The 12,706-nt window shown below is 69.8% G+C and carries 8 protein-coding genes and 2 pseudogenes; 7 read left to right on the forward strand and 3 right to left on the reverse strand.

All coding sequences use genetic code 11. The annotated features are described in order from the left end of the window. Positions 1-149: 149 nt before the first annotated feature. Entirely contained in the window at positions 150-3,650 is a 3,501-nt protein-coding gene (gene metH / locus OG990_RS12085) for a methionine synthase (RefSeq protein WP_406081733.1), read from the reverse strand. 275 nt (positions 3,651-3,925) lie between these two features. On the opposite strand from metH, the gene OG990_RS12090 reads away from it, so the two are divergent. The 6 genes and pseudogenes from OG990_RS12090 to OG990_RS12115 all read left to right on the forward strand — a co-directional run. Continuing rightward, positions 3,926-4,795: a PAC2 family protein gene (locus OG990_RS12090; RefSeq protein ID WP_328416948.1), complete on the forward strand. Its 870-nt coding sequence runs from the start codon at positions 3,926-3,928 to the stop codon at positions 4,793-4,795. Between the two features lie 145 nt (positions 4,796-4,940). Then, on the forward strand, positions 4,941-5,732 hold the full coding sequence (locus OG990_RS12095) for a GntR family transcriptional regulator (protein ID WP_328426651.1): 792 nt from the start codon (positions 4,941-4,943) through the stop codon (positions 5,730-5,732). A 179-nt stretch (positions 5,733-5,911) separates the two neighbouring features. Continuing rightward, a pseudogene (locus OG990_RS12100) lies at positions 5,912-7,132 on the forward strand (IS30 family transposase); the annotation flags it as partial. 256 nt (positions 7,133-7,388) lie between these two features. Continuing rightward, positions 7,389-7,844: a hypothetical protein gene (locus OG990_RS12105; protein ID WP_406079112.1), complete on the forward strand. Its 456-nt coding sequence runs from the start codon at positions 7,389-7,391 to the stop codon at positions 7,842-7,844. 2 nt (positions 7,845-7,846) lie between these two features. Next, the gene (locus OG990_RS12110) at positions 7,847-8,461 is read left to right on the forward strand and encodes a transposase (RefSeq protein WP_406079111.1); all 615 of its coding nucleotides are present in this window, start codon (positions 7,847-7,849) and stop codon (positions 8,459-8,461) included. A 14-nt stretch (positions 8,462-8,475) separates the two neighbouring features. Continuing rightward, positions 8,476-8,667, forward strand: a pseudogene (locus OG990_RS12115) (transposase); the annotation flags it as partial. Positions 8,668-8,786: 119 nt separating this feature from the next. Here the strand turns inward: OG990_RS12115 and OG990_RS12120 are convergent. Further along, positions 8,787-10,073, reverse strand: coding sequence for an IS256 family transposase (locus OG990_RS12120; protein WP_406078358.1), 1,287 nt, complete (start codon positions 10,071-10,073; stop codon positions 8,787-8,789). A 633-nt stretch (positions 10,074-10,706) separates the two neighbouring features. Here OG990_RS12120 and OG990_RS12125 point away from each other — a divergent pair. After that, complete coding sequence (locus OG990_RS12125) at positions 10,707-11,366, forward strand: C39 family peptidase (protein WP_406078957.1); 660 nt, start codon at positions 10,707-10,709, stop codon at positions 11,364-11,366. A 99-nt stretch (positions 11,367-11,465) separates the two neighbouring features. Here OG990_RS12125 and mshC read toward each other — a convergent pair whose 3' ends face one another. Continuing rightward, positions 11,466-12,704 carry a cysteine--1-D-myo-inosityl 2-amino-2-deoxy-alpha-D-glucopyranoside ligase gene (gene mshC, locus OG990_RS12130; protein WP_406080459.1) on the reverse strand — a complete coding sequence of 413 codons (1,239 nt, stop codon included), beginning with the start codon at positions 12,702-12,704 and terminating at the stop codon, positions 11,466-11,468. Positions 12,705-12,706: the final 2 nt, after the last annotated feature.

The raw sequence follows: 12,706 nt of genomic DNA on the forward strand, positions 1-12,706 counted from the left end.
ACCGTACGCTCCGGGCCATTGATGCGGCGTTCGGTGAGGACCAAGCCGCCGAGGACGGCCCGGAAGCCGTTGACGGCCTGGAGACGGCATGATCATGGTTCAGCGGCCCTCTGGACGACCTAAATTGCAGGTCAGCGCACCTGCGGCCGTCACTTGGCGTTGAAGTAGCTGGCCTCCGGGTGGTGGACCACGATGGCGTCGGTGGCCTGCTCCGGCATGAGCTGGAACTCCTCGGACAGCTCCACCCCGATCCGCTCCGACCCGAGCAGCTCCACGATCTTCGCCCGGTCTTCCAGGTCCGGACAGGCCGGGTAGCCGAACGCGTACCGGCAGCCCCGGTAGTCGTTGCGCAGCAGGCCGGCCAGGTCCGCCGGGTCGCCATCGGCGATCGTGCGACCGTCGGGCAGGGTCAGCTCGGCGCGGATGCGCCGGTGCCAGTACTCGGCGAGGGCCTCGGTGAGCTGCACGGAGAGCCCGTGCACCTCCAGGTAGTCGCGGTACTCGTTGCGGGCGAACAGCTTGGCCGCGTACTCGCTGACCGGCTGGCCGACGGTGACCAGCTGCAACGCGACCACGTCGAGCTGGTCGCCCTTGGGCCGGAAGAAGTCCGCCAGGCAGAGCCGCCGCTCCTGCCGCTGCCGGGGGAAGGAGAACCGGGCCCGCTCCGCGTGCCCGTTCTCGTCCAGCACCACCAGGTCGTTGCCTTCGGAGTACGCCGGGAAGTAGCCGTACACCACGGCGGCCTCCAGCACCTGGTCGGCGATCAGCCGGTCCAGCCAGTAGCGCAGCCGCGGGCGGCCCTCGGTCTCCACCAGCTCGTCATAGGACGGTCCGTTGCCGCCCCGGGCGCCGTTCAACCCCCACTGCCCACGGAAGGTGGCCCGCTCGTCAAGCAGCGCCGCGTAGTCGGCCATCGGCACACCCTTGACCACCCGGGTGCCGAAGAACGGCGGGGTGGGCACCGCCACGTCCTCGGCCACGTCGGAGCGGACCGACGAGTCGTGCAGCTCCGGCAGCGACTCGGTGACCATCGACCGCTGCCGTTCCCGGCGGGCCCGACGGGCCGCCAGGGCCGCTTCGCGTTCCGGGTCGATCACCGGGGCGCCGCCGCGCTTGGCGGTCATCACCCGATCCATCAGGGACAGCCCCTCGAACGCGTCCCGCGCGTAGTGCACCTGCCCGGGGAACATCGACCGCAGGTCGTCCTCGACGTACGCCCGGGTCAGCGCCGCACCGCCCAGCAGCACCGGCCAGCGCTCCGCGACGCCGCGGGTGGCCATCTCGGCGAGGTTCTCCTTCATGATCACGGTGCTCTTGACCAGCAGCCCGGACATGCCGATCGCGTCGGCCCGGTGCTGCTCGGCGGCGTCCAGGATGGCGCTGATCGGCTGCTTGATGCCGATGTTCACCACCTCGTAGCCGTTGTTGGACAGGATGATGTCGACCAGGTTCTTGCCGATGTCGTGCACGTCGCCGCGTACGGTCGCCAGCACGATGCGGCCCTTGCCGCCGTCCTCCGCGGTCTCCATGTGCGGCTCCAGGTAGGCCACCGCGGTCTTCATCACCTCGGCGGACTGGAGCACGAACGGCAGCTGCATCTGCCCGGAGCCGAACAGCTCGCCGACCACCTTCATGCCGTCCAGCAGGATGTCGTTGATGATCGACAGTGGGGCCCGGCCGCCGGCCATCGCGGCGTCCAGGTCGGCCTCCAGGCCGTTGCGCTCACCGTCGATGATCCGCCGCTTGAGCCGCTCGTCCAGCGGCAGCGCCGCCAGCTCCTGCGCCCGGCTGGCCCGGGCGCTGGTCACGTCGACTCCCTCGAAGAGTTCGAGGAAGCGCTGCACCGGGTCGTACCCCTCGCGGCGCCGGTCGTAGACCAGGTCCAGGGCGACCTCGCGCTGCTCGTCAGGAATCTTCGACATCGGCAGGATCTTGCTGGCGTGCACGATCGCCGAGGTCAGCCCGGCCTGTACGCACTCGTGCAGGAACACCGAGTTGAGCACCTGCCGGGCCGCCGGGTTGAGCCCGAAGGAGATGTTCGAGATGCCCAGGGTGAAGTTGACCCCCGGGTATTGGCGGGCGATCTCCCGGATCGCCTCGATCGTCTCGATGCCGTCGCGGCGGGTCTCCTCCTGCCCGGTGGCGATCGGGAAGGTCAGCGCGTCGATCAGGATGTCAGCGCGGTCCATCCCCCAGCGGCCGGTCAGGTCGTCGATCAGCCGCGCCGCGACCCGGACCTTCCACTCCCGGGTACGCGCCTGCCCCTCCTCGTCGATGAGCAGCGCCACGACCGCCGCGCCGTGCTCGCGGACGATCGGCATCACCCGCGCGTAGCGGGAGTCGGGACCGTCGCCGTCCTCGAAGTTCACCGAGTTGACGACGCACCGGCCGCCGAGCATCTCCAGCCCGGCCTCGACGACGCCCGGCTCGGTGGAGTCCAGCATGATCGGCAGCGTTGACGCCGTGGCGAACCGGCCGGCCAGCTCCCGCATGTCCTGGGTGCCGTCACGGCCGACGTAGTCCACGCACAGGTCGAGCAGGTGCGAGCCGTCGCGCGCCTGACTGCGGGCGATCTCCACGCAGGCCCGCCAGTCCCCGGCGAGCATCGCATCCCGGAACGCCTTGGAACCGTTGGCGTTGGTCCGCTCCCCCACCATCAGCACCGACGCGTCCTGGGCGAACGGCACCGGGTGGTAGACCGAGGAGACGCCCGCCTCGTGCTGCGGCTCGCGGGCCGTGGCGCTGACGCCGTGCAGCCGCTCGGACAGCACCCGGATGTGCTCCGGGGTGGTGCCGCAACAGCCGCCGACCAGCGACACGCCGTACTCGGTGATGAACCGCTCCAGCGCGTCGGCCAACTCGACCGGAGTGAGCGGGAAGTACGCCCCATCGGCGGTCAACACGGGCAGGCCGGCGTTCGGCATCACCGACAGCGGGATCCGTGAGTGCTGCGACAGGTACCGCAGGTGCTCGCTCATCTCCGCCGGGCCGGTGGAGCAGTTCAGCCCGATCAGGTCCACCCCGAGCGGCTCGATCGCCGCCAGCGCCGCACCGATCTCGCTGCCCACCAGCATGGTGCCGGTGGTCTCCACGGCGACGTGGCAGATGATCGGCACCGGCTGGCCCAGCTCAGCCATCGCCCGCTTCGACCCGACCACCGCCGCCTTGACCTGGAGCAGGTCCTGGCAGGTCTCGATGATCAGCGCGTCCGCGCCGCCGACGATCAACCCCGCGGCGTTCTCCTGGTACGCGTCACGCAGGGTGGCGTAGGCGGCGTGCCCGAGGGTGGGCAGCTTGGTGCCCGGACCGATCGAGCCGAGCACGAACCGGGGTCGCTGCGGGGTGCTGGCCGCGTCGGCGGCCTCCCGGGCGATCCTGGCCCCCGCCTCGGACAGCTCCCGGATGCGGTGCGGGATGTCGTACTCGGCGAGATTGGCGAGGTTGGCACCGAACGTGTTGGTCTCCACGCAGTCCGCGCCGACGGCCAGATAGGCGTCGTGCACCCCGCGCACCACGTCCGGCCGGGTGACGTTCAGGATCTCGTTGCAGCCCTCCAGCCCGTCGAAGTCGTCAAGCGTGAGGTCCGCGGCCTGCAGCATCGTGCCCATCGCACCGTCGGCGATGAGGATCCGGTCGGCCAGCACATCCATCAACGAAGTCCGCACCCGTTCAGGTTAGTGCGGGCTCCGCCGTACCAACTGCCCTCCACCCCCGATCCCATATTGTGTCAGGGGGATCACCTGTCCAGTTCGCCACTGTATGACCGCTTGACGGTCTGCCCGACCGGCGCGGCCGACGGGCCGCACCCCCGCCCGCCACGTAGGCTGACGGACGTGAAGCACAACAGGGACACCGCCGTGCCCGACGGCTCGATGACCGGGTGCGGTCCCGGTGCCGGCCGCGACGAGCAGGGTGAGGTGACGGCGTGACCGAGTTCGACGGACTGCCGGTGCTGCGGTCCCCGGTGGCCATCGCCGCGTTCGAGGGCTGGAATGACGCCGCCGACGCGTCCACCGCTGCCGTCGAGCACCTCGAGCAGGTCTGGAACGCCCGGCAGGTCGCCGAGCTGGATCCGGAGGACTTCTACGACTTCCAGGTCAGCCGCCCCACCATCACGATGGCCGACGGGGAGACCCGTCGGGTGGAGTGGCCGACGACCCGGTTCATGGTGGCCAGCCCGGAGGGCACCGAGCGGGACGTGGTGCTGATCCGGGGCATCGAGCCGAGCATGCGCTGGCGGACGTTCTGCGAGCAGGTGCTGGAAATCTGCCACAGCCTTGAGGTGGAGCGGGTGGTCCTGCTCGGCGCGCTGCTCGCCGACGTGCCGTACACCCGGCCGCTGCCGATCAGCGGCAGCGCCTCCGACGCCGAGGCCGCGGAGCGCTACCAGCTCACCCCCACCCGGTACGACGGGCCGACCGGCATCGTCGGCGTGCTGCACGACGCGTGCACCCGCGCCGAGGTGGACGCCGTCTCGTTCTGGGTACACGTGCCGCACTACGCCAACAACCCACCCTGCCCGAAGGCCACCCTCGCCCTGCTGCACCGCGTCGAGGAGGTCGTCGACCTGCCGGTGCCGATGGCCGACCTGGCCGAGGAGGCCGCCGAGTGGGAGCAGCGGGTGCGCAGCGCCGCCGAGCAGGACGCCGAGCTCGGCGAGTACGTCCGTGAGTTGGAGGAGCGGGTCGGCGACGAGGGGATCACCCCGCTGACCGGTGACGAGATCGCGCAGGAGTTCGAGAAGTACCTGCGGCGCCGGGGCGGCTCGGCCGGCCCCACCGCCGGTTCCTGGTAGCGACTCCCACCCCGTCTCGTGCGGGCCCCGGACCTGGGTCCGGGGCCCGTTTTCGTGTTTGCGGTCCTGTTTTGGCGTGTCTGGGATGGCGGCGTCACACCCGCTAAGGCATCCTAGGAACCTAGCTGTGATCAAGGAGGCGGATGTGCAGATCAACCCCGGGGCCGCCGAGTTCCCGCACCGGCAGATCGCCACTCAGCTCAAGGCCCAGGTCCGCCGCGGCGACTGGGGGCCGGGCGAGCGACTGCCGTCCATCCCGGCCATCGCCGAGATGTTCGGCGTCGCCAAGCAGACCGTGCAACGCGCCGTCGACCAACTGCGGGTCGAGGGCATCCTGATCACCAAACCCGGATCCGGTACGTACGTTCGGGGCACCCGCCGCCGGCTCAACCGGCTCTCCCGCGGCCGGTACGGCGGCTTCCGCGGCTACCACACCGATTTGGCGGCCCGGTACCGCCAGCAGCTCGTCTCGGTCGGCCGCTCCCCCGCCCCCGCCGAGGTGGCCGACGCGTTCGGGGTGCCCGACGGCACCGACCTGCTCTGCCGTCGGCACCTGGTACGCACCGACGACTCCCCCGTCGAGGTGGGCGCCTCCTGGTTCCTGCCCGCCGACACCGCCGGCACCTCGCTGGAGCGCGCCGAGGCGTTCGGTCGACCGCTCTACCAGGAAGCCGAAGAGGCCACCGGGAGGCGCTACGTCTCGGCCACCGACACGATCAGCGCCCGCCAGCCCAGTCGGGAGGAGGCCGAGACCCTCCAGATCCGGCCGGACACGCCGGTGCTGCACCTGCTGCACGTCGCCTACGACGGTCACCGCAAGCCGATCGAGGTCGCCCAGGCCACCTGGCCCGGCCCGATGACCACCCTCACCGAGGAGTACCAGGTCCCCGGCCCCACCCCCGACCCGGAACCCGACCCCGGCCTGGTCCTGGGCTGACCCTCGCAGACCGGCCTTTCGCCCGCGCGCCGCGCGCCGTCCGTCGATCCCGGCCTCCCGGCCGCTAGCCCGGTTGGAAGACCAGCAGCCGCGCGCGTCAACGACGGGGGCCATCCGCACTGTTGAGCGTGAGGCGGATTCCAGTGGTCGTCGCAACACCTCGATCAAGGGGTGTGCGAATGGGGAGACCACCGGGCTGGGTGACCGCGATGACGGGTCGACCGGCGATGCGGTCACCAGGACGGCCGGACCTGAACGCCAGGGATGTCCAGCGACAGTTCTGGCGGCGGATCGCCGAAGGCTTGTCGAGCGAGGAAGCCGCGCTGGCCTGCGGTGTGTCGCAGCCGGTGGGCGGACGGTGGTTCCGTCACGGTGGCGGCATGCCGCCGCTGTGTCTCAAGCCGCCGTCAGGCCGGTACCTGTCGATCGCCGAGCGGGAGGAGATTGCGCTGCTCAAGGCCCAGGACAAGGGCGTGCGTGAGATTGCCCGGCTCATCGGCCGTGATGCGTCGACGATCTCGCGGGAGCTGCGCCGCAACGCGGCCACCCGTTGCGGTCGGCTGGAGTATCGGGCCTCGGTCGCGCAGTGGCATGCCGAACGCCGCGGCCGTCGGCCGAAGGTCGCCAAGCTCGCCGCTAACCAGCGGCTGCGCGACTATGTTCAGGAACGGCTTGCCGGGGCGGTCACTGACGGCGAGGGCCGGCCGATTCCAGGTCCGAACGTGCCGTGGAAGGGACGCCGCCACGGACGTCGCGCCGACCGTCGCTGGGGCACCGCGTGGAGCCCGGAGCAGATCAGCCGCCGGCTGCGGCTGGACTTCCCCGATGATGAGTCGATGCGGATCTCGCACGAGGCGATCTACCAGTCGCTCTACGTTCAAGGCCGCGGCACGCTGCGCCGGGAGCTGACGGCGTGCCTGCGCACCGGACGAGCTTTGCGGGTGCCGCAGGCCCGGACCCGCAGGCGGGGCCAGCACTTCCTCAGCCCCGAAGTCATGATCAGTCAACGGCCGGCCGAAGCCGACGACCGCGCTGTCCCGGGGCACTGGGAAGGCGACCTGATCATCGGCCTGCAACGGTCCGCGATCGGCACGCTGGTCGAGCGCACCACCCGCTTCACGATGCTGCTGCACCTACCCCGCATGGAAGGACACGGCCAGCAACCGGTCGTGAAGAACGGCCCGCCGTTGGCCGGACACGGTGCTGAGGCGGTCCGCGACGCGATCGCCGGCCAGATCACCACCCTGCCCGAGCAACTACGCCGATCGCTGACCTGGGATCAGGGATCGGAGATGACCCAGCACGCGCGGCTGCGCCTGGACACCGGGATCGAGGTCTACTTCTGCGACCCCCACAGTCCATGGCAACGCGGAACCAACGAGAACACTGTGAGTCTGTTGGTGGCCCGGGAGGGTCAGACCGGCAGGCTGGTGCCGGCTGCATGAGGTGACTCTCGAGAACACTGGCCACCGACAGGTGTGCCTTGCGTTGGACCCGTCCCCCGAGCAGCCGACACCGGCCTGACCCACTCGTCTTGGCTTGATCAGGAGCTTGTCCGCCCGCAGGCGTGACTCCTCACAGTGCTGCCGCGACAGGTGACCTCTCCCAGGTCGGCGTCGACCGGCGCTCGCCCTCGGGAAGGACAACCGGATGGTAATGCTGGCAGAGCACTACGACTTCGTCATCGGTGGTGACCCCGACCGCGACACGATCGACCTGGCCATCCTCGACACGGTCACCGGCGGGGTCCGTGGCCACCTCGCCGACCGAGCGGATGGACCCGGCTACCTGCGGCTCTTGGCCTGGGCCCGCGAACACGCGCCCGGCCGTCGGGTCTGGGCGCTGGAGGGCACCGGCAGCTTCGCCGCCGGACTGGTCATGGTCTTGGCCGAAGCAGGCGAAGACATCGTGGAGATCACCGGTGGAAAGCGATCCCGCGGCGCGAAGAACGACCGTATCGACGCAGTCCAGGCCGCTCGAACCGCATTGGCCAGGAAGACCAAGCCGCGCCCCGTGAACGGGGCCTGCGTGAAGCGCTGCGTCAGATTCTCGTTACCCGGCAGGCAGTCCTGGTCAGCCGAACCAAAGCGATCAACGAACTCAAGAGTCTGATCGTGGTCGCGCCCGAGCATCTACGCGCACAGTTGCGAGGGCTTCGACTGATCAAGCAACTGGCCCGCGTCGAACAGCTCCGCAGCCCCGCTGGCGCGAGCGTCGAGCACCGGATCACGATTCTGACCCTGCAGTCGATCACCGCCCGGATCCGGTTCCTACTCGCCCAGACCGCCGAGCTCGACCCCGAGTTGCTCGCCCTCGTCAAGAGCCACCCCGCGGGCCCGGTCCTGCTCGCCGAACCCGGCGCCGGTCCGGTCGTCGCCGCCCAGCTGCTGGTGAGCTGGTCGCACCGCGGCCGGGTCCGCAGCGAGGCCGCGTTCGCCACCCTCGCCGGCGCCGCCCCTCTGGAGGCCAGCAGCGGGCAACGCACCCGCCACCGGCTCAACCGCGGCGGGGACCGTGACCTCAACCGCGCCCTCCATACGATCGCGATCACCCGCCTACGCTGCCACCAAGAGTCACGCGACTACGAAGCCAACCGCACCGTCCAGGGCAAAACCCACCGCGACGTCCGTCGCAGCCTCAAACGCATCCTTGCCCGCCGGCTCTACCGCCGCATCCAAGCCGCGACCCGCCAGCCGACACCCTCCACCAACCTCCCGCACGGAGCTTGACAAACATAGGAGCGTCCAACGGTCTGCTACGGCAGTACTTCCCCAAGGGAACCGACCTATCCCGACACAGCATCACCGACCTCGACGCCGTCGCCGCCGCCCTCAACAGCCGGCCACGAAAGGCCCTGGGCTGGAAGACCCCCGCAGAAGCCCTCGACGATCACCTAAGATCTATCCAACAAGCCGGTGTTGCAACGACTCCTTGAACCTAAGTGATACCTCAGAGTCATATTGATACCTCACAGTCATCACGCTCAAAAGCACGCACCCGCCCGGCGCGCGGCGGCGGGGGCTGTCTCGCTAACGGTGTTTCCGGCGATCTTGGTTAGTAGGTTTCAGCGGCTGGGAAGCGGTCGCTGAAGGTGATGGCGAAGGCGTTCAACGCGGGTTTCCAGCGCATCGTCCATCGGGTTCTTCCTGCTCCGGTGGGATCCAGGGACCGGGTCACCAGGTACAGACACTTCAACGCGGCCAGCTCGTTCGGGAAATGCCCACGGGCTTTGACCGCTCGGCGGTAGCGGGCGTTGAGGGACTCGATCGCGTTGGTCGAGCAGATGACCGTGCGGATTTCGAGGTCGTAGTCGAGGAACGGGATGAACTCGGCCCAGGCGTTGTCCCACAACCGGATCACCGCGGGATACCGCCCGCCCCACTTGTCGGCCAGGTCGTCGAACGCGGCCCGGGCCGCGGTGGCGTTGACCGCGGTGTAGATCGGCTTGATGTCCCGCTTCAACTCGTCCCAGTACCTGCGTGAGGTCAGCCGGAACGTGTTGCGGATCAGATGGATGATGCAGGTCTGCACCACCGTGCGGGGCCACACGTTCGTGACGACCTCCGGCAGGCCTTTCAGGCCGTCGCAGACGAGGAAGAACACGTCCTTCACGCCCCGGTTGCGCAGGTCGGTCAACACGCTCATCCAGAACTTCGCACCCTCACCACCCGTGCCGGCCCACAGCCCGAGGATGTCCTTCTCCCCGTCGAGGGTGACCCCGATCGCGGCGTAGAACGGCCGGTTCGCGACCTGCCCATCGCGGACCTTGACCACGATGGCGTCGATGAACACGGCCGCGTAGATCTCATCCAGGGGCCGGTGCGACCAGTCGGTCATCTCCTCGATCACCTTGTCAGTGATCCGGGAGATGGTCTCCTTGCTGACCGAGGCGCCATAGATCTCGGCGAAGTGCGCGCTGATCTCCCCAGTCGTCAAACCTTTGGCATACAACGACAACACCACCTCGTCGACCCCCGACAGGCGGCGCTGCCGCTTACGGACAATCTGGGGCTCGAACGTGCCAGCCCGATCCCGCGGCACATCGATTGGCACCGGCCCCGATGCGTCGGTCAGCACCGTCTTCGGCCTGGTGCCGTTGCGGATGTTGCCCGCGCCGACGCCGGCCGGATCATGTTTCTCGTAGCCGAGGTGCTCGGTCATCTCCTCGTTCAACGCGGTCTCCAGGACCGTCTTGGTCAACTGCTTCAGCAGCCCATCCGGGCCGGTCAGCGACAGGCCCTGCTCCTTCGCGGCCCGCACCAACTCGGCCGCGGCTTTCGCCTCCGCCGACGGCTCGGGCCGCTTCTTACGTCCAGTCTGGTCGTTCAGTGTCGCGGTCATCACGGCACCCTCCTCACCAGGCACAACGCCCGGCAGGTCAGGCCGGAAACACCTTTAGATCCACAGACCCCGGCGGCGGCCTCCTAGGTCTGCGCACTTCCGGGAAAGTGTGGCCTCGGCGCGCCGGGAGGCGCACTTTCCCGGAAAGCGCGCGGCTTGACGCCGGTCGACGTGGGCTGCCACGTGGGTGTGGTGTCCGGTTCGGGATGCGAGGCCCGACGGGGTGCACGCGCTCGGGTAGATCGCCGGTTGGGTCCCGGTTGTGGGGCGGACGGGTGGGATGGGGTTGTCGGCCCGTGGCGGGCTGGGGGTGTCGTCCCGTTTGGGGTGGGTCGTCCCGTGGTTGGGGCCACCCTCAGCGTGGAATCGGGGGCCGGCCCGGGTCGTTATACCTGGCATGCGACCGTGGCCCCCTGGCCCGGTGCGCGGCAGCCGCCGGGAACACCCGACCGGCCGCCCCGGTTACATCCCCCTGTAGCCAGCCGCCAGGAACACCCGCCAGGCCGGCACGGTTACATCCCCGGAACCCCGAGCAGGTCCCCCCGGATCGCCGGACCGTTCCCCCCTTCTTGAACTTCCTTGACGCGGCACCCCCCTGCCGCGTGCACCCCCGATGCAGAGGAGCACGCCATCATGCGTACCGATCTGATTCGTAAGACCGCTCTGACCGCTGCTGGACTCGCCTTCACCGGCGGCGCCATCGCCGGCCCCGTCACCGCCGCTTACGCCGCGTCGGATGCCAAGCCCGCTACGCAAACCCAGTCGGACCGGAAGTCGTCGGGTGAGCGTCAGCTGGGTGTGCGCTACGAGGCGCAGCCGAACTTCTACTACTGCGGTCCCGCCGCCGCCCGCAACGCCCTGTCCGTGCAGGGCAAGGACATCAGCGTGGACGCCATGGCCAAGGAAATGGGCACCACCGAGGCCGGCACGAACTCCATCAACGACATCACCCCGGTGCTGAACAAGGAAACCGGTAAGAACGACGCCTACCGCAGCGTCGAGATCAGCACCCCCGCCGCTGACGGCAAGCAGACCGACAAGCTGCGCGCCGACGTGGTGAAGACCGTGGATGACGGTCGGGCTGTGGTGGCGAACATCGCCGGCACCAGCGTCGACGTCGACGGCACCAGCCACTCGTTCGAGGGTGGGCACTACATCAGCGTCGTGGGCTACCGCGACAACGGCAACATCGTCAAGATCGCCGACTCGGCCGATCCGAACCAGGCCTCCTACGAGGTCACCGTCGAGCACCTCGCCGACTGGATCGCCACCCGCGGCTACGCCACCAGCTGACCTGAAGCAACCAACGCGAAGGGCCGGACCCCGGTAGGGGTCCGGCCCTTCGTCACGTCCAAGTCAGGGACAGGCGCCCGCGCGGGGGCCGGGCAGGTGTTAGAGGCGGATGCCGAGGAGGGCATCCACGGTGTTGGCGAAGAGGGCCGGGGCGTCGGGGTCGTCGGCTGCGCCGGCGAGGGTCGCGTCGGCCCATCGGTCGGCAACCGCCAGGGCACCAGGTGTGTCGAGGTCGTCGGCGAGCCGCTCGCGTACCCCGGCCAGCAGCTCGGCACCGGACGGCCCGGCGGGCGCGGCGGCGGCCCGCCGCCAGCGGCCCAGCCGCTCCTGCGCCGCGCTCAGCAGCTCGTCGGTCCAGGTGCGGTCGCTGCGGTAGTGCCCGGAGATCAGCGCCAGCCGGATCGCCATCGGGTCGAGCTTGTCGGCGCGCAGCCGCGAGACGAAGACCAGGTTGCCCCGGGACTTGGACATCTTCTCGCCGTCCAGGCCGATCATCCCGGCGTGCACGTAGTGCTGGGCGAACGGCGCCTGGCCGGTCAGCCGCTCGGCGTGCGCGGCGGACGCCTCGTGGTGCGGGAACAGCAGGTCGTTGCCGCCGCCCTGCACGTCGATCCGGTCGCCGAGCAGGTTCAGCGCGATCACCGCGCACTCGATGTGCCAGCCCGGGCGGCCCGGGCCCAGCTCCCCGCCCGGCCAGGACGGCTCACCCTCGCGGGCGCCGCGCCACAGCAGCGGGTCCAGCGGGTCGCGCTTGCCGGCGCGGTCCGGGTCCCCACCGCGCTCCGGGAAGATCTCCAGCATCTGCTCGCGGGTCAGGTTGGACTCGTAGCCGAACCGGGGCGTGGAGGAGATGTCGAAGTAGACGTCGCCGGTGCCGTCGTCGAGCCGGTACGCGGCCCCGTCCTTGAGCAGCACCTCGACCTTGTCGGCGATGTCCGGGATCGACTCGACCGCGCCCACGTAGTGCGCCGGCGGGATGATCCGCAGCGCCTCCATGTCCTCCCGGAACAGGGCCGTCTCGCGCATCGCCAGGACCACCCAGTCCTCGCCGTCCCGGGCGGCCCGCTCCAGCAGCGGGTCGTCGATGTCGGTGACGTTCTGCACGTAGCGCACCGGGCGGCCGGCGTCGCGCCACATCCGCTGCACCAGGTCAAAGGTGATCATGGTGGCGGCGTGGCCGAGGTGGGTGGCGTCGTACGGGGTGATGCCGCAGACGTACATGCTTCCCGCGTCGACCGGCTCACTGGGGTGGACACCCTGCCGCGCCGAGTCGTACAACGCCAACGGCTCGCCCCTGCCCGGCAGCCGTGGCACCTCGTGTCCCGCCCAAGACTCCATGA

This window comes from Micromonospora sp. NBC_00858 (assembly GCF_045207365.1).
Taxonomy (GTDB): Bacteria; Actinomycetota; Actinomycetes; order Mycobacteriales; family Micromonosporaceae; genus Micromonospora.

Bases quoted from the DNA above. Each gene is read 5' to 3' on its own strand.
- metH (WP_406081733.1), bottom strand. From the start codon at position 3,650: ATGGATGTGCTGGCCGACCGGATCCTCATCGCCGACGGTGCGATGGGC.
- OG990_RS12105 (WP_406079112.1), top strand. From the start codon at position 7,389: ATGCTGGCAGAGCACTACGACTTCGTCATCGGTGGTGACCCCGACCGC.
- OG990_RS12120 (WP_406078358.1), bottom strand. From the start codon at position 10,073: ATGACCGCGACACTGAACGACCAGACTGGACGTAAGAAGCGGCCCGAG.
- OG990_RS12125 (WP_406078957.1), top strand. From the start codon at position 10,707: ATGCGTACCGATCTGATTCGTAAGACCGCTCTGACCGCTGCTGGACTC.
- mshC (WP_406080459.1), bottom strand. From the start codon at position 12,704: ATGGAGTCTTGGGCGGGACACGAGGTGCCACGGCTGCCGGGCAGGGGC.